The 19,882-nt window shown below is 66.8% G+C and carries 16 protein-coding genes; 5 read left to right on the top strand and 11 right to left on the bottom strand.

What is annotated here, in order from left to right; translation table 11 throughout:
• Positions 1-19: 19 nt before the first annotated feature.
• Positions 20-1,432 carry a cytosine permease gene (locus tag FHT19_RS11780; protein ID WP_169475269.1) on the bottom strand — a complete coding sequence of 471 codons (1,413 nt, stop codon included), beginning with the start codon at positions 1,430-1,432 and terminating at the stop codon, positions 20-22.
• Between the two features lie 115 nt (positions 1,433-1,547).
• Complete coding sequence (locus FHT19_RS11775) at positions 1,548-2,519, bottom strand: GlxA family transcriptional regulator (protein WP_169475268.1); 972 nt, start codon at positions 2,517-2,519, stop codon at positions 1,548-1,550.
• Positions 2,520-2,581: 62 nt separating this feature from the next.
• Between FHT19_RS11775 and FHT19_RS11770 the strand changes: the two genes are divergently transcribed.
• The 4 genes from FHT19_RS11770 to FHT19_RS11755 all read left to right on the top strand — a co-directional run bounded on the left by FHT19_RS11770 (position 2,582) and on the right by FHT19_RS11755 (position 6,457).
• Complete coding sequence (locus tag FHT19_RS11770; RefSeq protein WP_248290422.1) at positions 2,582-3,544, top strand: 3-keto-5-aminohexanoate cleavage protein; 963 nt, start codon at positions 2,582-2,584, stop codon at positions 3,542-3,544.
• A complete protein-coding gene (locus FHT19_RS11765) occupies positions 3,544-5,025 on the top strand; it encodes a carnitine 3-dehydrogenase (protein ID WP_211184890.1) in 1,482 nt (493 codons plus the stop codon). Before FHT19_RS11770 ends, FHT19_RS11765 begins: the two co-directional genes overlap by 1 nt.
• Before the next feature lie 26 nt (positions 5,026-5,051).
• Positions 5,052-6,080 (top strand): alpha/beta hydrolase, encoded by a 1,029-nt coding sequence (locus tag FHT19_RS11760; protein WP_169475267.1) that lies wholly within the window; start codon positions 5,052-5,054, stop codon positions 6,078-6,080.
• A 98-nt stretch (positions 6,081-6,178) separates the two neighbouring features.
• The gene (locus FHT19_RS11755; protein ID WP_169475266.1) at positions 6,179-6,457 is read left to right on the top strand and encodes a hypothetical protein; all 279 of its coding nucleotides are present in this window, start codon (positions 6,179-6,181) and stop codon (positions 6,455-6,457) included.
• 536 nt (positions 6,458-6,993) lie between these two features.
• On the opposite strand, the gene FHT19_RS11750 is transcribed toward FHT19_RS11755, so the two are convergent.
• The 6 genes from FHT19_RS11750 to FHT19_RS11725 form a co-directional block, all read right to left on the bottom strand.
• Positions 6,994-7,527, bottom strand: a complete 534-nt coding sequence (locus FHT19_RS11750) for an RES domain-containing protein (RefSeq protein ID WP_169475265.1) — start codon at positions 7,525-7,527, stop codon at positions 6,994-6,996.
• Positions 7,524-7,886: an antitoxin Xre/MbcA/ParS toxin-binding domain-containing protein gene (locus tag FHT19_RS11745; RefSeq protein ID WP_168557419.1), complete on the bottom strand. Its 363-nt coding sequence runs from the start codon at positions 7,884-7,886 to the stop codon at positions 7,524-7,526. Before FHT19_RS11745 ends, FHT19_RS11750 begins: the two co-directional genes overlap by 4 nt.
• A gap of 181 nt (positions 7,887-8,067) precedes the next feature.
• A complete protein-coding gene (treF, locus tag FHT19_RS11740) occupies positions 8,068-9,618 on the bottom strand; it encodes an alpha,alpha-trehalase TreF (protein ID WP_169475264.1) in 1,551 nt (516 codons plus the stop codon).
• Entirely contained in the window at positions 9,615-11,087 is a 1,473-nt protein-coding gene (locus tag FHT19_RS11735; RefSeq protein ID WP_169475263.1) for a tryptophan halogenase family protein, read from the bottom strand. Before FHT19_RS11735 ends, treF begins: the two co-directional genes overlap by 4 nt.
• Entirely contained in the window at positions 11,084-13,102 is a 2,019-nt protein-coding gene (locus FHT19_RS11730; RefSeq protein ID WP_169475262.1) for a hypothetical protein, read from the bottom strand. Before FHT19_RS11730 ends, FHT19_RS11735 begins: the two co-directional genes overlap by 4 nt.
• Positions 13,103-13,317: 215 nt before the next feature.
• Positions 13,318-16,146 carry a TonB-dependent receptor gene (locus tag FHT19_RS11725; RefSeq protein ID WP_248290421.1) on the bottom strand — a complete coding sequence of 943 codons (2,829 nt, stop codon included), beginning with the start codon at positions 16,144-16,146 and terminating at the stop codon, positions 13,318-13,320.
• Between FHT19_RS11725 and FHT19_RS11720 the strand changes: the two genes are divergently transcribed.
• The gene (locus FHT19_RS11720) at positions 16,145-16,363 is read left to right on the top strand and encodes a hypothetical protein (protein WP_169475053.1); all 219 of its coding nucleotides are present in this window, start codon (positions 16,145-16,147) and stop codon (positions 16,361-16,363) included. The genes FHT19_RS11725 and FHT19_RS11720 overlap by 2 nt on opposite strands.
• A 41-nt stretch (positions 16,364-16,404) precedes the next feature.
• Here FHT19_RS11720 and FHT19_RS11715 read toward each other — a convergent pair whose 3' ends face one another.
• The 3 genes from FHT19_RS11715 to FHT19_RS11705 all read right to left on the bottom strand — a co-directional run bounded on the left by FHT19_RS11715 (position 16,405) and on the right by FHT19_RS11705 (position 19,828).
• Positions 16,405-17,436 carry a FecR domain-containing protein gene (locus FHT19_RS11715; RefSeq protein WP_169475260.1) on the bottom strand — a complete coding sequence of 344 codons (1,032 nt, stop codon included), beginning with the start codon at positions 17,434-17,436 and terminating at the stop codon, positions 16,405-16,407.
• Positions 17,433-18,032, bottom strand: coding sequence for a sigma-70 family RNA polymerase sigma factor (locus FHT19_RS11710; RefSeq protein WP_246866270.1), 600 nt, complete (start codon positions 18,030-18,032; stop codon positions 17,433-17,435). Before FHT19_RS11710 ends, FHT19_RS11715 begins: the two co-directional genes overlap by 4 nt.
• A gap of 74 nt (positions 18,033-18,106) precedes the next feature.
• Entirely contained in the window at positions 18,107-19,828 is a 1,722-nt protein-coding gene (locus FHT19_RS11705) for an FAD/NAD(P)-binding protein (RefSeq protein WP_169475259.1), read from the bottom strand.
• Positions 19,829-19,882 lie beyond the last annotated feature (54 nt).

Genomic DNA, 19,882 nt, shown 5'->3' with positions numbered 1-19,882 from the left:
AGCAAAGCGCAACTTATGGTCAACAAACGCTTTGCTTATGGTAGGATGTTGCATCATCCTGACCCGCCGCAATGTCACGACACAGCCACAAATAGGCGATTGCCGAGACCGGCAGCCCGACCAGCATCGACACGTCTGCCCCGCCCAAAGCGCGCGCTACCGGGCCCGTGAACACGTGCGTGCTGAAAAACGGCACCATCGCCAGGAACCCGGCCAGATAGGCCAGCAAGCCCCGCGCATTCCAGCGGCCATAGATGCCATCGGGGTCGAATATCGCCGCGATCGAATAGTGCCCTTTGCGCACCACGTAGAAATCGACCAGGTTGATCGCCGTCCACGGCGTGAAGATGTAGAGCAGGACGGACAGCAACAATTCGTAATCGTGCATGAAGTCTTTCGACGCCGAAAAGGACAGCGCCGAAGCCAGTACCGTGACGATCACCAGCGACACGACGCGTTCGCGGATCGTGCTACGCAAGGTCATGAACGAATCCGCGATCGACAGCAGCGTGAGCGACGCACCGTAGAAATTGAGAGAGGTGGCGGTGATCAACCCGGCAAAGGCGACGACCAGCAGGACCATGCCGAAACCGGGCACGATCTGGTCGCCCACCAGGCGCGCGGCGGCGATCACCCCTTCCTGCGGCAGGGCGGCTGCGGCAATGGCCCCCACCGCCATCATCCACACGCCGCCCAGCATCGCCCCGCCAAACGTCCACCAGAATGCCGCGCGCACGCCCACTTCCGGGGGAAGATAGCGCGAATAATCCGATACATAGATCGACCAGCTGAGCTGATAGGCGGCCGCCGCAAAGAATTGCAGCAGGAATGGGATCATGACGAAGCGGTGCGGATCGAATTGCCCGGCGGGCAGCGGCACGAGCAGCGCGGCGCCGGCCGTGAACACCGCCAGGATGGCGATCAGGGCGAAAGCCAGCGTGCGTTGCGCGCGGTGGATCAGGTCATAGCCGATCAGCGCCACGCCCATCGCCAGGACGGTGAAAACCGCCATGGTCGGGCGCGGTGGCAAGCCGGCCAGCTCGTGCACGGTCTGTGCCGCCAGCACCTGATTGAAGGCATTGTAGCCCACGTAAGTGATCAGCGCGACGACCCACACCAGCAACGCCCCGCGATAGCCGAATTGCGGGCGCGACTGGATCATCTGCGGCAGGCCCAGTTGCGGCCCCTGCGCCGCGTGGAACGCCATGAAGAACGTGCCGAGCGCACAGCCCCCGACGATCGCGGCCAGCGACCAGAACAGGTTGAGCCCCATGGCAATCCCCAGCGCCCCGGTGGCCAGCGTGGCCAGGTGCGCGTCGCCGGCAAACCACACCGGCCACAGATGCCAGACTTTGCCGTGCCGCTCGCTCAAGGGCACGAAATCAATCGAGTGCGCTTCGATTTTGGAGCGCGAAACCGGTTGGCTGGACATGGCCCATTTCCCCCCATTTGGCGGGTCGTGCCTATGCACGCCCCCGTGTACACCCGTGTGTACACGCGATGCTGGGGGGCTGGACGGGGGCCTGCAAGGGGGAAATGTGACCCCGTCAATCGCCCGCCACAGCCGTGGCAAAGCGCGTGCCGCGCCGCGCCGCCGTGGCCGTCAGGCCGAACGCGCGGCGCAGTTCGCGCGTCAGCGCCGAAGCCGAATCGAACCCTGTGGCCAGCGCCACGTCAAGCACGCGCATGTCGGTGGTTTCCAGTAAGCCGCGCGCCCGCTCCAGCCGCAGCCGGCGGTAGTGGCGCTGCGGCGTCAGCCCCAGGTGTGCCACGAACAGCCGCTCCAACTGGCGCACCCCCACCCCGGCGCGGCGGGCGAGCTGCGCCGAAGGCAGCGGGCCGTCGAGATGGGCCTCCATCGTCGCCACGGCGCGCAGCACGTGGGGATCGCGGATGGCCAGGCGCTGGCCGGCCGCCATGCGCTGGCCCTCGCCGGCCGGGCGGATGCGCTCGTGGATGAACTGTTCGGCCACGGCATTGGCAAAGGCCACGCCGTGGGCCCGCGCGATGCGCTCGAGCATCATGTCGAGCGCGGCGGTGCCCCCGGCGCAGGTGAACAGCCGCTCGCTCAGCGTGTAGAGCGCGTCGGCCACGGCGATCTGCGGCCAGGTCTCGCGGAAATGGCTTTCCGCTTCCCAGTGGATCGCCACCGGGCCGGGCCCGGCCACGCCCGCCTGAGCCAAGAGCACGATGCCCGTGTCGATCGCGCCGAACCGACCGCTGCCCCGGCCATAGCGGCGCAGCGCCGCAAGCCCGGGCCGCCCAAGGCCGCGTTCGGGGTGGAACCCGGCGCACACGATCAGCGTGCCGGGCGGAACGAGCGCCTCAAGCGGCGCATCGACCACCACGCGCATCCCGCTCGACGCCGCCACCGGCTGCCCGTCGGCGGAATGCAAGCGCCAGGCAAACAGCGGCTGCGCGGCCAGGCGATTGGCCACGCGCAGCGGCTCCACCGTGGAAAAGAAAGCCAGCGCAGAGAAGCCCTCCACCAGCAGGAAATCGATTCGTTCAGGCGCCATGGTCATCGCCAACCAGGAAAACACGTGGCGTCGGAAATTGCACGATCAGTGTCGTTTTTCGCATGAAATATTTTGCCGGGCTGCATCACACTGCGTGCATCATCACTGCCGCATCACCATTGGGGGTTTCGATGCAAAGCGAAGTGTTCATCACCTGCGCCGTCACCGGTTCCGGCGACACCGCCAGCCGCCATCCCGGCTTGCCGATCACGCCCGAACAGATCGCCAATGCCTCGATCGAGGCGGCCCGGGCCGGCGCGGCAATCGCCCACATCCACGTGCGCGATCCGCAGACCGGCCAGGCCAGCCGCGACGTTGCGCTCTACCGCGAAGTGGTCGAACGCATTCGCGCTTCGGACACCGACGTGATCATCAACCTCACCGCCGGCATGGGCGGCGACGTGGTGTTCGGTTCGGGCGAGCATCCCCTGCCGCTCAACCCGCAAGGCACCGACATGGTCGGCCCGATGGAGCGGCTTGCCCACGTGGTCGAACTGCTGCCGGAAATCTGCACGCTCGATTGCGGGACGATGAATTTCTCGCTGGGCGACTATGTCATGACCAACACGCCCAGCCACTTGCGCGCGATGGCCGCCAAGGTCCAGGAACTGGGCGTGCGGCCCGAACTCGAAGTGTTCGATTTCGGGCACCTGGTCTTCGTGAAGGACCTGATCAAGGAAGGCCTGCTCGATGATCCGGTGATGATCCAGCTGTGCCTGGGCATTCCCTATGGCGCACCCGACGATCCGGGCACGACCATGGCCATGGTCAACCAGTTGCCTGCCGGTGCTACGTTCTCCGCCTTTTCAATCGGCGCGCGGCAATTGCCGTTCGTGGCCATGGCGGTGCTGGCCGGTGGCAACGTGCGCGTGGGCCTGGAAGACAACCTCTATCTCTCGCGCGGGGTCAAGGCATCGAACGCCGATCTCGTCACGCGCGCCCGCACCATCATCGAGGCGATGAACGTGCGGGTGATGGGTCCGGCCGAGGTGCGCGAGAAGCTCAAGCTGAAGAAGGTGCGCTAATGGCAGTGCAGGATATTGCCCGCGCCGGGCTGGTCGGCGGCGGGGTAATCGGCGCGGGCTGGGCGGCGCGCATGCTGCTCAACGGCATCGACGTGGCGATCTTCGATCCCGATCCCGAGATCGAGCGCAAGGTGACGACCGTGCTGGCTGCCGCGCGCCGCGCCTGGGACAAGCTGGTGCCCGGCGCCCTGCCGCCGCAAGGCCACCTGCGCCTGGCGGCAAGCGTGGAAGACGCGGTGGCCGATGCCGATTTCGTGCAGGAAAGCCTGCCCGAACGCGAAGACCTGAAGATCGAGATTCTGGCGCGCATCGATGCGGCCACCCGGCCCGATGTGATCATCGGTTCGTCCACCTCGGGCCTTTTGCCCACTCGCTTGCAATCGGGCATGGCCCATCCTGAACGGCTGGTCGTGGGTCATCCCTTCAACCCGGTATACCTCCTGCCGTTGGTTGAAATCTGCGGCGGCGCCCAGACCTCAGCCCAAACCCGGGAACGCGCCGCCGCCTTCTATACCGCGATCGGCATGCACCCGTTGCATGTGCGCAAGGAAATCGACGGTTTCATCGCCGACCGACTGCTGGAAGCCTTGTGGCGCGAGGCGCTGTGGCTGGTCAACGACGGCGTGGCCACGACCGAAGAGATCGACGACGCGGTGCGCTTTGGCGCGGGGCTGCGCTGGTCGTTCATGGGTACGTTCCTGATCTATCGCATGGCCGGGGGCGAAGCGGGCATGCGCCACTTCCTCGCCCAGTTCGGCCCCGCGCTGAAACTGCCGTGGACCAAGCTGGAAGCGCCCGAGCTGACGCAGGACCTGATCGACACGGTTGCTGCCCAATCCGACGACCAAGCCGCCAGCGTGTCCATCCGCGATCTGGAACGCCAGCGCGACGATTGCCTGATCGCGGTGCTTTCGGGCCTGCGCGGGCAGGATTACGGCGCCGGGCGGACGCTGGCCGCCTATGCCCGTCGCCTGATGGAACATGCGCCAGCCCCGCTGGGCAGTGCGCCGGACGAGCATCGCCCGCTGGCGCTGCACAGCACCGACGTGCCGCCCGATTGGATCGACTACAACGGCCATATGACCGAGCACCGCTATCTCCAGGTGTTCGGCGACACGACCGACGCGCTGCTTCGCCACATCGGCGTGGACGCGGCCTATCTGGCCAGCGAAGGCAGCTGGTTCACCGTGGAAACGCACATCCGCCACTTGGGCGAAACCCATGCCGGAGACCGGTTGATCGCCAGCACCCAGGTGCTCGGCGCCGATGCCAAGCGCGCGCATGTGTTCCACAGCCTGTTTCGCAGCCGGGACGGGCAACTGGTGGCCACGGCCGAACAGATGCTGCTGCATGTGGCCAAGGCAACGGGCCGCGCCGGCCCGGCCACGGGCATTCCGGCCGAGCGCATGGCTGCCCTGGCCGCCGCGCAAGCTGATCTGCCGGTGCCCGATGGCGCCGGGCGCCGTATCGCCCTGGGTTGAGAGGAGAGAACGCCATGCGCCGCCTGATGATAGCACTTCTTCTGGCGGCCACGGTCGCCCAACCTGCAACGGCAAAGCCGCCGGCGATGCCCGCCCTGCCCGATCGCTTCGACGATTTCGGGCCGGCGGTGCAGGCGCTCACCCTGCCTTCGGGCCGCGTGGTCCATTTCAGCGACACCGGCGATCTGGGCGGGCGCAGCGTGCTGTTCATCGGCGGCACCGGCACCAGCGCGCGCGCCAGCGGGATGACCGATTTCCTCAAGACCCTGCGCGTGGCGCTGAAACTGCGGTTCATCACCGTGGAGCGCAACGGCTTTGGCGACACCGCCTATCAACCGGGGTGGACTTATGCCGATTATGCCGGCGAAGTGCGCGCCGTGCTCGATCACCTGGGCGTCCGTCGCTTTGCCGGCGTCGCGATTTCGGGCGGTGGGCCCTACATGGCCGCGGTGGCCGGCGCGCTGCCCGATCGGGTGATCAGCCTGCACATGCTGGCCACGGCCGCCACCAACCCACATGGCAAGCAATGCGGCGTGCCGCTGGCCGCCCTCGCGCAATCGCTGACGAACCAGGTGCAGAACCCGCAGGCCTGGTGGGGCTTTCCCGCCACCAGTCCCACCCATCGCATCCCCGGATTTGCCGATCGCGCGTTCGAGGAAGGGGCGCGAACCTTCTTCATTCGCGGGCAGATGGGCGATCCCTTGCCCGAAGCGGCGGAAATGCAGCGCTATTGCGGGCCGGCGCCCGATGTATCGGCGGTCAAGGCGCCGGTGCACATCTTCCAGGGCGGAGCCGATCCGCTGGTCACGCTGGACCAGGCGGAATATTGGCGCAGCCATTTCCCCAACGTGGTGACCTTCCGCGTCTATCCCGGCGAAGCCCACGATGTGCAGTATCGCCACTGGGACCAGGTCCTGATCGAACTGGCGGGCATTTCCGGCAAGACCGTGGTCTGCCAGGGTGGACACAGCACGGCCCTGCCCGATGGCGCGGCCAAGGCGGCGCTGGCCAAGGGCGCAAGCCTGGGGCTGTGTGCTTGGACCGCGAAGCCCTAGGAGGCGTGGGCAAATTCTAATGCCCGGATTCGCCCCAGAAGGCGTCGCTCAAGACACGCCGACATTGCCGACCAAAAGGAACGTGTTATAGTCATGATATGAAGGTGCTCAGCTTCACACTGGGATTGATCGGGGCAACCCTGTTCTCCCTCTGTCCTTTACCGGTGCTATTCATGGCCGAGTGTCAACTCAACGAGCGACCGGACGAAGTTGCCGCGTGCTTTGCAAACGTTGAGCATATTCAGAACATTTACCTTACGGCGCTTGCAGTGCTATTTTTTACGGCGCTTGCACTTCAACTGCGCGGGAGCAGATGGACGGTGGCTGCGCTGTTCGCATTGGCTATTGCCCCCCCAGCTTCCATTTTTGTGGCGTAGTGCATCAATTCCTACGACCGCTTCCCACCAGTTGCAGTCATGTTGTGAGCGTTGTGATGGGCGGCTTCCGACACCGGCACACAAAACGTGCCGTTCCGGACACGACGCATTGCGGATATCTGCCGTTTGCATCATGATTACCCAGTGGCTGCGAAAGAACGCGCCATACAAGGTGCTTTGCTAAGATGACACATGAACGTGCCCGGTTCCTCTTAACCTTTGCAGGCGTTGTATTGCCGCTTGTTGGGTTAGGTCTAACAGGAATACTCTTAACTTTTGCAACAGCCTACGCCGTGATCGGTGCAACTCTCATCCTAACAAGCGCAATGCTGATTATGGTGGGGCAGGCAGGATTTTTGTTAGTCACCTGCTTTTGGAGTTGCAGTCAATGCAGCAGGCAGTACTTTTCGTTGTTTATGCCATTCTGGCCTTTTGATCGGAAATGCCAGAACTGCCATTTGCCTGACTAAGGCTCATTAAAGGTCAGCTTCCCACCACTTCCGGTCTTTCTCAAACCGCTGATTTGTCCACGCCGCTTAGCGCCAGGAACTGTCGTCGCGCGGCAGGCGGCCGTGGTCGTCCACCACGCGCACCTGGTGCGGCGGATCGGCGCCCCAGCGCCAGAACACCAGGTTGCGGTCCTGCGGGCCGGCGCGATGGGCAAAGCTGGGCACGATGGCCCCTGCTGCCCCTTGCGCGATGAGGCGCGTGGCCAGGTGCCAGGTTGGCGGCACTTGCCCGCGATCGGCCAGGTCTTCCCAGGCACAGGCCAGGTCCACCGGCGCCACGCCCAAGGCCTCCAGGCTGGCCGCATCGGTCAGATCGACCAGATCGGCGCAGTCCACGTCATAGGAACACAGTGTCAGCGGCTGCGCCTTGAATGCAAAGCCCTGCTGCGCTTCTGCCCAGGCCGTCTCTGGCCGCAGCGCAGTATAGAGCGCGGGCGTGCCCACGGGATTGAACCGCCCGCCATGGCGCGCCGCGCCTTCGCCCGAAACCGGATCGAACGCCCAGCGCGGATGGTGCGCGCGATAGACCGCGCCCACCAGCTTGCTCCTGGGCAGGGTCAAGCAAATCCGCCCTCGGCAATACGGCTGAGATAGCGCTTCACCGCCTCGCCCCGCCCGGCATGGACCAGGTCCTCGGCGGTCTGGTCCCCGAACGAGGGCAAAGGCTGCGAGCGATACCAGGCAAAGGCCGCCAGTTCCGATCCCGCCCACGGGATCACGCGGTTGACGATTTCCACCATGTCACGCAGCCGCTTCTGCGTAGCGGGCGAAGCCACGCGGCTGGCCTTGGACACGCTGTCGCGCGACAGGCCCAGCGCCTGGGCCAGTTCGGTCTTGGTGATGCGCAACCGGCCCGAGACGACATCGGGCGAAACCGCCCCGCCTTGCCCCACCACATCGACCAGAAACGCCGTTGCCACGATTGCCTCACCAAATGCCGCGATAATGGGGCAATATATGGGGCATTGGGCGTTTTTGCAAGGAGCGTTGTTCGAGGCTTTGCACCACCCCCAACCCCCTCCTCTGAAGAGGAGGGGGCTTTAACGTCATTCTCCCCCTCCTCTTCAGAGGAGGGGGTTGGGGGGTGGTGGAAACCTCGCACTACCCCCCATACCACTCCAGAAAAGCCCGCGTCACGCCGTTGGTCCAGCCAAAGCCATCCTGCAGCGGATATTCCCCGCCGCCGCCGGGCGCGTGGGTCTCCACGTCGTATTTTTCCAGCATCTTGCCCGTATCGTCATAGGCGGCCTGCACTGTTGCCAGCCACGAACGCGCGATCGTCGCGGCCAGATCGGTCTCGCCATAGCGGGCCAGGCCTTCGTGGGCGATCCATTGCAGCGGCGCCCAGCCGTTGGGATCGTCCCACTGCTGCCCGGTGCGCAAGGGCGTGGTGCGCAGGCCCCCCGGCGCCAGCAGCTGCGCCCGCACCAGCCTGGCCACCGCTTGCGCCTGATCGGGCCGCGCCAGCCCCACGAACAGGGGATAGAGCGTCGCCGCCGAAACGCGCGGCGTGGGCCTGGCGCTTTCACGATCCCAATCGGCAAAGCGGCCCTGGCGTTGCACCCACAACCAGCGCTGGATCGCGCGGCCGCGCGCGGCGGCCTGGGCCGCGAAATCCGTGGCACAGGCCTTGTCCCCGGCCTGCGCACAGCGCCGGGCGATGGCGGTCTCTTGCGCCCAAAGCAGGCTGTTGAGATCGACCGGCACGATCTGGGTGGTGCGGATCGTTTCCAGGCGGGCGGGATCGGCCAGCCAGCGAGAGGAATAGTCCCACCCGCTTTCCGCCCCGGCGCGCAGGTCTGTATAGACATCGGCCACCGGCCGGCCCGAGGCGCGCGCCGTGGCCACGTCCTCGCGCCAGGATTCATCGCGCGGGCCGGGCGCATCGTCCCAATAGCGGTTGAGCAGGCTGCCATCGGGCATGCGCACCACGCGCGCCGCAGCGCCGCTTTTGCGCGCGGCGGGTGCGCCCTTCATCCAGAACGCATGCTCGGCCCGCAGCGCGGCCAGATGCCGCGCCGCCGTGGCGGCATCCTGGCGCGGATCGAGATCGGCCATCAGCGCCAGGAACGGCGGCTGCGAGCGGCCGAGGTAATACGTGCGCGTGCCATTGGGCACGAAGCCATAGCGGGACACCAGGCTATCGAAATCGTCGAGCATCCCCGCAATCAGCTGGTCCTGCCCATCGGCTTTCAGGCCCAGCATGGTGAAATAGCTGTCCCAGTAATAGATTTCGCGAAAGCGGCCGCCCGGCACGACATAGGGCTGCGGCATGGCGAGCGCGGACGAACCGGGCGGCGGGGTGAATGCAGGGCGCGTCAGTTGTGGCCAGAGTGCAGCGATGTGGGCGCGCAACGACGGCTTGGCCCCCGGCTCGGCCGGCACGACGAAATGCTTGTCGACGAAGGCGCGCAGGGCATCGGCGCCCTGCGGCTGCTCCGCCCGCCAGGCGGCAAGGATCGCCTCTGGCGCCTCGCGCGGGGTGGCGTCGGCAAAGGTCTTGCTGTCGGGGAACACCTTGGCCGCCTGCACCGCTTCGAACAGCGGGCCGAACAGCACTTGCGGCGGCGCTGGCGGCGGGGCGGGCGGCGGGGCTGTCTGCGCCATGGTGGCCAGCGCCACCAGGCCGAGCAGCAGCGCGCGCGCTTTCATCGTGCGCCCTGCAATTGCGCCGCGCTCTTGGCAATCGCCGCGCGCAAGGCATCAAGGTGCCGCAGGTTGTCCGCCGCACTCATGCTGTCCAGCATCGGGTTGTGATCGTGCGCGCGCAGGCCCTGGCCGGTCATCACCGCAAACCAGCTCGCATCGCGGAACAGCTCTTCGCCGCGCAGCATAAGCCGCCCGCTGCGTTGGAACTGGTCCACCTTGTAGGCCAAAGTTTCGGGCAGCGGCGCGGCCTGGCAGGCCTGCCACATGGGCTCGCTGCGGCCCTGCGTAAAGTGATAGTGCAGAACCAGAAAATCGCGCACGTCGTCCATCTCCTGCGCGAAAACCCGGTTATATTGCTCTGCCAGCAAGCCTTCGCAGTCCTGTCTGGGAAACAGCGAAAGCAGCTTTCCGATCCCGGTCTGGATCAAATGGATGCTGGTCGATTCCAGCGGTTCGAGGAAACCGCTGGACAGGCCGATCGCCACGACATTGCCGATCCACGCCTGGCGGCGCCGGCCGGGGGTGAAGCGGATCAGGCGCGGATCGGCCGTGGGCGTGCCGATCGCCGCCAGGAGGTCGCTTCGCGCCGCCTCTGCATCCTGGAACTTGCTGGAAAAGACATAGCCATTGCCCACGCGATGCTGCAGCGGAATGCGCCAGCGCCAGCCCGCCTGCGCAGCCGTTGCCATGGTATAAAGCGGCGGCGCGGCATCGGCTGCCGTCGGCGCGGCCCAGGCGCTGTCGCAGGGCAGCCAGTGCGACCAATCCTCGAACCCGGCGTGCATCTGCCCTTCGATCAAAAGGCCGCCCAGGCCCGAGCAATCGATGAACAAGTCCGCCGCCACGCGCTCGCCCCGCTCGGTCGTCAACGCCTGGATGAAGCCGGTCTGCCCGTCCTGCTCGATCCGGGTCACCCGCCCTTCGTGGCGCCGCACCCCGCGTTCCTCGGCCATGCGGCGCAGGAACCCAGCATAGAGTCCGGCGTCGAAGTGATAGGCATGGCCCAGCGTCGAGAGCAGCGAGCGCGGATCGCCGTTACTCCGTGCAAAGACCCCGGCGCGCGCCATTTGCGTGGTAAGCGAGAACTGCTCGATATCCAGGGCATGGCCGCCGTTCCACGCGCGGATCAGCCGGTGCGGCAGCATCTGCGCATCGCCGGGCAGGCCATAGGTGCCGAACGGGTGGAAATAGGCGCTGCCCTCCCCCTGCCAGCCGCGAAATTCGATGCCCAGCTTCCAGGTCGCGCCGGTCTCGGCCATGAACGCGGCTTCGTCCAGGCCGATCAGCTGGTTGAACCAGTGGATCGTGGGGATCGTCGCCTCGCCCACGCCGATCGTGCCGATCGCATCGGATTCGATCAGCGCAATCGCCACGCCTTGTGCGGAAAGCGCCTTGGACAAGGCGGCCGCCGTCATCCATCCGGCGGTGCCTCCGCCCAGGATGGCCACGCTACGGATGGGCGCCGCGCTCATCGCTGGCCGCAGCCGTTGACGCCCGGCGCCGGACGCTTGAGCGCTAGGTAAACCGTGCTCCACAATTGCGCCGCGTTGGATTCATCGGCATCGCCGCCACGCGCGCCGAACGCTTCCACCTTGTAGCGCCCGCCGGCATAGCTCCACGACCACAGCTCGGAGCTTTGCACCGCGCGGCTGGCGTCGATCCCGCGCCACAGCGCCGCCTGCGCTGTACGCACCCGCGCACAGACCGGGGCGGGCAGATCGGCCCGCGCCGCCTGCCGCGCCAGGCCCGCCGCCGCCAGGGCCTGATGCCACGACCACACCACCGTGCCGTGATAGGCATTGCGGCCAAAGCGTGCCTGCAAGGCCGGCGGGGCCAGCGCCGGATCGGCGACCACCATGCCCGCCCCGGTCATCAACCCGGCGGGAAAGGGCCGCGCCATGGTATCGGCGGCCAGCATGACCTGATCGGCATCGGGGCTGCCCATCAGCAGGGCAAAGCCTTCGTCGGAATGGAGTATCGGCACCGGCTGCCCCGCGCCATCAAGCGCGATGGCGTGATAACGCAGCGGCTGGTTGCCCAGCGCGGCCAGCGCGGGCGTGGCCGGCACGCCTTCGGCCTTGGCATAGGCGTCCACTTGCGCCCGCGCCTTGGCCGCAGGCACGCTTTGCAGGAACAGGCGCGGCGCCGCTTCGTGCCAGACCTTGGCCATCTGCGGCAGGCGCGCGAGCATCGCCCGGTCCTGCGGCGTGGCATAGGCATCGAGCAACCCGGCCCGCGCCATCGCGGCGGTGGCATCGAGCGCGGCCGGCACCAGCACGGCGTTGACATCGTAAGGATAGCGTCCGCCGCCCAGGCCATCGTTGCTGTCGCGCCATTCGCCCGCATCCATGCCGGGCTTGAGCGCGATGAGGTTCTGCCAGCGCGGATCGCGGGCAAAGGCATCTGCCGCCTGCGCCACATGGCGCAGATTGGCCATCAGCGCGGCGCCCAGCGCCTTGTCCCCGTCGCGCTCGGCCAGGAAGGTGCCCGCGCGGGCTGCCCCACGCGGATCGTCCACCAGCCAGGCCCGCGCCACCGGGGCCAGCAAAAAGGCGCTGTCGATCATCGCATAGTTGTAGGTCGGCGCGTCGCTCGGCCCTTCGCCCGCTTTCAGATGGTCGAGCACGGCAAATTCGCCGATGTCTTCCTCGTGCGCGACATTGCCATCGGCCGACAGGCGGGTGAGCACCGAGCGCAAGCCCGTTTCCACCGCCGGCGGCGTCAACACCGGCATCAGCAGGCGCACCGACATGAGCGTGTCCCGTCCGAAATAGGTGTTGAACCGCCAGGAACCGGCAAGGAACTTCTCATGATAGCTCAGGAATTGCAACGCGCGCCGCGCCGCCGGATCGGCCGCCGCCTGGGGCGTCAGCAGGGTTTGCGAGGTGTAGGGCGTCAGCGCGGGATCGCCGCTCAAGGCGGTGATCGCCACAGCGATGCGCCCATCGGCGCCGGCCACGATCGCACCATCGACCAGGCGCCCGTGGGTGATGGTCAGGGCCAGCCGATAGCCTGCCTTGCCGTCCAGCCGGTCGCGCTGCCATACCACGCTTTGCCCGGCGATCGTCGGCGCCACCAGCACTTGCCCGGGCGCCGTGCCGAGCGCCTGGTAGTCGCGCAGCACGCGCACGCTGGACAGCACGGCCTGCTTGAGATCCAGCCGCGGCGCAGCGATCTGGGCGGCAAGGCGCACGCCGCGCAACGGGCGGCCCTGGGCATCGGCTTCATGGATCGGCACCGGCGGCGTGGTGATCGCCCATTGCGCCGGCTTGGCAATCCTGCCGAACCACAGGCCCACCCCGCTGTTGCCCGCGGGAAACGCCACGATCAGGCGCGGATCAGTCCCCGAGCGCAGCAGCACATGCGCTGCCACATCGCCCTCTTGCACGAAGGTGTTGAGATTGAGCCCCTCCTGCAACACCGGTGCCGGTGCGGCCCCGGCCAGAAACAGCAAGGCCAGCGGGGCCAGCACGCGAGAGGGGATCATGGGGACTCCTGTAAGGAAAAGACGTTGGCCTCTAAATCTCCATCCGCCGCCCCGGGCTTGACCCGGGGTCCCGCTTTTTCCTGCAGCGTTACGCCAAGCTCCAAGAAGTGGGACCCCGGATCAAGTCCGGGGTGACGAAAGGATCAACAATACGAATGAGAAGGGGGTGCGCCGGGGGCCATGGGAGGGCAGCCCCCGGCGCGGGGGGGGGGACGTCAGAACCGATAGGTGAGCGACGCCATGGCGTTGCGCCCGGCGATCGCGCGGCCATAGAAATAGCCGTTGACGATCGTCTGGGTCTGCCCCTGGCGCGGGTTGCCTTCGGTAAAGCCCTTGGCGTTGGTCAGGTTGTCCACGCTCACCGCCAGGTTCAACTGGTCGCTCAGGTTGAGATTGGTGCCGATGGTGAACACGCTATAGCTGGGCAGGGCCACGCCATTGCCTGCGTCGGCAAAGATCTTACCCACGTATTTCCACCGGCCATAAATCTCGCCAAGCCCATGGGGCAGCGTGAAGGTGGGCGTGACGGTGAGCAGCTTTTTCGGCGTGCGTTCCGGCGTATTGCCTTCGTATTGCGTCTGGGCGGCGCCATCGAAGCGAAGGTTGTTGAGGCGCGGCACCTGGTAGACGCCCGTGGCCGTGATGGTGAAGTACCGCGTCGGCCGCACTTCGGCATCGAGTTGCACCCCGTTGGTGGTGTTGTTGGCCAAAGCGTTGACGGCATTGGCTGGGTCCGACGGATTGATGAACTGGTACGACTGGTTCTTGAACAAGGTGCGGAAGCCGACGATCGAGGCCGAGAGGAACGAAGTGCGCAGCCGCACCCCGCCTTCATAGAGCGTGAGATCGGTGGGCGCGTGCGTGCCGCCGGTGTCACCGCCGTTGGTCTGGAAACCCTTGGCCCCGCGCAGATAGAGCGAGACGTTGGGCGTCAGTTCGTAGTTGATCCCGGCGGTATAGGCCCAGTCGTGATAGCTCGCGGCATAGCGGGTATAGGTGCCGTCAAACGTGCTGCCCACGTCCTGCGCCAGGCCCGGCGTGCCGGCCGGCACCGCTTCGTTCACGGTGGCGGTGTTGCCGATGTTAACCGCCACGTGCTGGTGTTCGTACCGCGCGCCAAAGTCGATGTGCAGCTTGTCATTGATGGTCAGTTCGTCGTTGAAATAGCCCGACAGGCTTTCGACGTGATCGTTGTAGATCCCCTGGCCCCAGTTGCCATAGCTGAGCATGCCGTTGTTGGTGAGCTGGCCCAGCACTTCGCCCCCCGCGCTCAGCGCCACCACGTCATAGATGTGCGAATTGTTGCGCACGTCGTTGATCAGCGTGGCCACGGCCGACTGGTCGTTGCGATGCTTCACGTCGTAATACATGCCGCCCACGGTCAGCGAGTTCTGGATCGCATCGCTGCGGGCGTCCCAGGTCACGCCAAAGTTGCTGCCAAAATCCTTGGTCGAGAGCGTCTGGTGGTTGAGCACGGTCTGCTGCAGCAGGCCATTGCCGTTGAGCGCGTTGAGCGTGGCCGTGTCCGACGCGGCGATGACCTTGCCGGTCAGCGTATCGCGAATGCCGAACTGCGCCGTGCCGGGAAAGGCCGCCGCGCCCGCCGTCAGCGTGCTGGCGATCGGCGAAGTGCCCGGCGTCAGGTAATCCACCGCCGAAGCGAGGCCCGCCGTGCCCGAGCCGCTGCCCGGGAAGATGCCGTTGAAATCATAATTGCCATCAAGATAGCGCGCACGGGCAAACAGCTTCACGCCATCGGCCAGCGGCTTTTCCATGTCGATGCGATAGGTCCACGAGGTGGTGTGGATGCCATCCTTGCCGCTGAAGGTGCGCAGGCGATTGCCCGTAGCCGAGGCATCGGGCACCGCGATCGAACGGAACGCCTCACCCAGGATGTTGTCGTATTTCAGGTCGGTGCCCGGCACGCTGCCGATCTTGCCCGACGAATCCACGGCAAAGGGCATGTCGGCATAATAGGGATCGCGCTCGTCGCGGCGCTGCAGCGTCAGGCGCACAAAGCCATCGTCGTCGAACCGCTTCTCGATCTGGCCCTTCACCTGATAGCTGTTGTAGCGGAACGACGATTTGCGCTGGCCGCGCTGGCTCCAGAAATAGCCGCTCAGGCTATAGGCCAGGCCATCGGACACCGGGCCGGAAAGATAGGCATCGGCCCGAAAATCCGAATAGGTCGTGCCACTGACGCGCACCGCGCCGCCCAGCTTGTCGAAATTGAGCTTGCGCGAGATGAAGTTGATCGTCGCGCCCGCGCCATTGGGGGCCAGCACGCCCGAGGTGCCGCCTTCCACCGCTTCCATGCGATCGACCGACAGGTCCTGCTGGAAATAGAAGTCGGCACCGCCACCGCCATAGAGGATGGGCAGGCCATCCTGCTCCAGCGTGATGAACGTCTGCCCGCCGCCGCGCAGGCCGCGCACCGAATAGTTGTTGGAAGCCGGGCCGGCGGTGGCCTCCACGAAGATGCCGGGGACGAGTTCGAGCGTTTCGGCCACCGAGCGCGGCGCCTTGCGCTGCAATTCGGCCGCGTTGGCCAGCGTCACGTTGCTGGAGGAATTGAACTGCGTGCGGCGGCCCGAAGTGCTGCCGGTCACCACGATGGCTTCGGTGCCCACGATGCCGGGGGGTGGCGCATCCTGGGCCTCGACCGGGCTGGGCGATGCGGCAGGCGCCGGGGCAACCGTTTGCGCCGCAACTGGGGTTGCCAGCGGCCGGGGCGCGGCGCGCAGGCGCGCCGGCGGCGGATCGATCGGCCGGTCGGGCGATTGCGCGTCGGCCAGAACGGCCGTGCGGCCGTCGAACGATACCAGGCGCAGATGGCCCGAAGCGGCCAGGCGGCGCAGGCCATCGCTCACCGTAAAGCGGCCCTTGAGCGGCGCGGTGCGGCGCCCTTGCGTGGCAGAGCCGGGCGCCAGGATCTGGATGCCGGCCTGGCGGGCAAAGATCACGATGCCATCCTTGGCGGCCTGGCCGGGAACGTCGAACTGGCGCACCTGTTCATCGGCCAGCGCAGGCGCACTGGCCACCATGGCCGCACCGGCCAGAATAGATGAAGAGATGCAGAAGCGATGGATCGATCGCATGGGTAATCCTCCCCTGAAGGTTGGCGCGCTTTTGCAGCGTTCGGACCCACAGATGACCGGCCAACGCTTTTCCGTCAGTCCGGTTCAAAAAATATGCGAAATCTGGAGCACAATGGCGTTTCACAAAAACAGGATTGTGCTCCAGACCTTTGTTATCGTGTGATTTAATGACAAAAACCGGTTCCCGCTTTTTGTCATCCCATGCTATCGCAAAATACGGATGACGCCGTTGCCGCGCTCAACCCGGCCGCCTACCATGGCCGCACAGGCCTGGGCAAAACCATCCATGTCGTTGGTTTGGAAAGAGCCGACCACACGCTTGTCGGCCAGCGCCGGGTCCACTTCCAGGCGGTCTTCGTGATAGGCGTTGAAGCGTTGCGCAGCCTGGGCCAGCGTCACGTCGTCCAGCACGATCTGCCCTTCGCGCCAGGCCAGTTCCTGCTGTGCCGCGTCGGGCGCGATGGCGCTGACTGCCAGGCCCACGCCATCGTCGAGCACGGCGCGCTGACCAGCCTTCACCAGGAGCGGCTCGCCCCCTTCGCTCCACACTTTCACCGTGCCTTCGGTCACCACCACGTCAACCCCGACGCCGGCACGGCGCACGTTGAATGCGGTGCCCACCGCCTGCACCCGCACGCGGCCGGCGCGCACGGTAAAGGGCCGGTCGGGCGCCTTGGCCACCTGGAACCACGCCTCGCCCTGCGCCAGGTTCACATCGCGGCGGCGCGGGGTGAACGACAGGTTCAATTCGCTGCCGCTATTGACCACCGCCATCGACCCGTCGGCCAGCGGCACGCGGCGCATCTCGCCGATGCGCGTGCGGATGCCCTGCCCTTGTGGCCACAGCGCCAGCGCGCTCGCGCCGACCAACCCGCCGGCCACGCCCACGCCCGCCAGGGCAAGCGCCTGGCGACGGGTGGTGCGCCAGCCTGCGCTCTTTGCCAGATCGTCGGCCCCATCTTCGCCCGGCCCATCTTCGCCCGACCCAGCATCGCCGGCGTCATCGGCCGCCTCGCCACCACTGCCCAGCGCGCGGCAGCGATCGAGCAGCGCCATGCCGGCCTGGGCGCGCAGCAAGGCACCGCGATGGCGCGTGTCCTCGCCAAGCCAGGCATCGAGCGCAGCTTCTTCCTGGGCATCGAGCCCGCGATCGAGCGCGGCGGCCCATTGGCAGGCCCGGACATCGACGGGATTGGCATCGGTAGGATTGCCATCGATCGGATTGCCTGGCGTCATGGCCGCTCTCCCTGCCGGGGCGCGCGCACCGGCGGCGCGCGGCGGGCACGCGTGGGCATTTCCGCGCGCTCGCCTTCCGTCAACTGGTCCAGCACGCGGCGCAGGCCCCGCGCCACTTCGTTTTCCACCACGTTCTCGCTAAGCCCAAGGCGCGCGGCGATCTCGCGCTGGGGCAGGCCGTCGATCTTGCGCATGCGCACGATCGCGCGGCTGCGCTCGGGCAGCGCGTCGATCAACGCCTCCACCCGCTCCAGCGCCATACGCCCGGCGACAATCCGTTCGGGGCTGCTTTCCTCGCCCTGGCCTTGCTGCTCAAGCGCTGCCCCTTCCAGCACGGCCAGCCCGCTGGCCGCTTCGATGCGCACCACCCGCTCACGGCGTACCTGCTCCAGCACGATATTGCGCGCAATGCGGAAAAAATAGCGGCGGGGATCGTCGATGTGCGCGACGCTGGATAGCGAAGCCAGCCGGCAATAGGATTCCTGGACCACGTCATCGACATCGCGCCCCGGAAAGGCGGTGCGCAACCAGGTGCGCAGCGCGCGCTCGTGCGGCAGCACGTGGCGGCTCACCCAGCCGATGAGAGAAGAGGACATTGCAGGCATCAGCGCATCGATGCACTGCGCGCGCGTTTCCGTCACCCCGCTTGCGAAAAAATTCCGTCCGCAGATCAGGTCGTTGGCGGCGCCTGCTCATCGCGCTCGCCGCGCGCCACCATCAGCACGTCACGGCCCAGGTAGATCGGCTCGGTGCGGTCGAGCCAATCGAGCGCGGCATGGATGTCTTCGCGCGCCGAGCCCGAGGATGGGCTGGCGGCGCGCGCGCGGCGGCCCAGCGCCGCCACACAAGCACGCGCCATGGCGGCGCTTTCGGTCAGGCCCTGGATGAACGGGTGCCGGTGCAGCAGGAACGGCAACGACAGCACGTGGATGCGCGCCAGGGCAGGATCTTCGGGATCAAGCACATGGCCTTGTGCGGGGGCCAGGCCTTCATGCCAATCGCGATCCTGCGCCAGCGCCTGCGCGCACAAGTGCAGGCGCAGCGTGGGAAAGGGAAAGTCTTCCAGGCCCAGCGGCGCCTGGCCGCGCGCGTCGATCACGTCGTCGAAGTGGCCGACCGAACCTGCGCCGGCAATCGCCCAGCAGCCGGCTTTGCCACCCGCGTCCGGGGCACGGGTCACGCTTTGACCACTGGCGATGCGCTGGACGGTCAGCACACCGGCATCGTGCAGTGCCAGCAGGCGCTCCACCGAAAGATGCGGCACCGCCGCGTAGTTGTCCACGAACACGCGCTTGAGCCCGCGCACGAAACGCGCGAGGTCCCCCGGCGCCAGTGCAGGCACGATCGTGGCGAATGCTCCGTGCATGCGCAGGATCGCATGGCGCCAGGGGCTGGGCCGGGCTTGTGCATGGCTGGCGCGCGCTTGCGCCAGGTTGGCCCGCGCATGCGCAAAGGGATCGGCCGCCATGCGGCGCGCGAAGTGACGATCGGCAAAGCTGTCGGCATCGGCGGTGTCGAGCGCCATCTCGGCGGCATAGGCCGGATCGGCCTGCGCCAGTTCGCGCGCGAACAGCGCAAAGGCGCGGTCGAGATCGCCTTCCTCGCCACGCACCGCGCTGGCCAGCGCCAGGGGCGTGCAATGGCGCAGCGGCGGGGCCTGTTCGGGCACCCAGAAATCGGCCTCGGGCAACAGGCCGTGCCGCGACAGGAACGTGACGGAAAAGGGCCGCTCCATCGCGTATTGCAGCGTACCGTCGGCCGCTTCGTGGAATTGGCCATGGCGCACCGCCAGTTCCACCGCAGCATCGATGGCGCTCAGCGAACTGCCCAGCACGGCCACCTGCCGCCCCTTGCTGTCGCGCGCGGTCGCGCCGGCCAGGCGCTCGCCCACGTCGGGCTTGCCATAGCCGCTGGCAACGATCACCGCGTCGAAATCGGCAGCATGGCGCTCGCCCCCTGGTCCATCGGATTGCGTCCACAGCACGCGCACGCCATCGGGACGTGCCACGATGTCGTGCACTTCGGCATGGCAATGCAGGGTCACGACGCAAGGCCCGGCATCGGGCGCCATCGCCTGTGCCAGCTGATCGGCATAATAGGCGCCCAGCGCCATGCGCGGAAAGAACGCGCGTTCATCATGCGCCATGCCGGCCAGGCCCAATGCGGCCTGGCGCTGCGGCGTTTGCCGCATGGCCCAGGCGTTGAGCGTTTCGCCCACCGCCGGCAATTCGAACCCGGCGATATTGGCCAGAAGGTGTGCGCCATTGTGCTGCGCATTGAACGGAATGCCTTGTCCCGGTTGTCCGCCCGCTTCAAGCAGCGTGACGCGGTAAGGCAAGCCCTGGCGCTGGAGCGCATCGAGGGCATAGACCGCCGTTGGCCCCGCGCCCACGATGGCGATCGAAAGCGCCGGCGCGAGAACGGGCGAAAGCGCAGGCGATCGGGC

Source organism: Novosphingobium sp. SG919 (assembly GCF_012932495.1).
Lineage (GTDB): Bacteria > Pseudomonadota > Alphaproteobacteria > Sphingomonadales > Sphingomonadaceae > Novosphingobium > Novosphingobium rhizosphaerae.
This window is presented reverse-complemented; position numbering and strand designations above follow the sequence as displayed.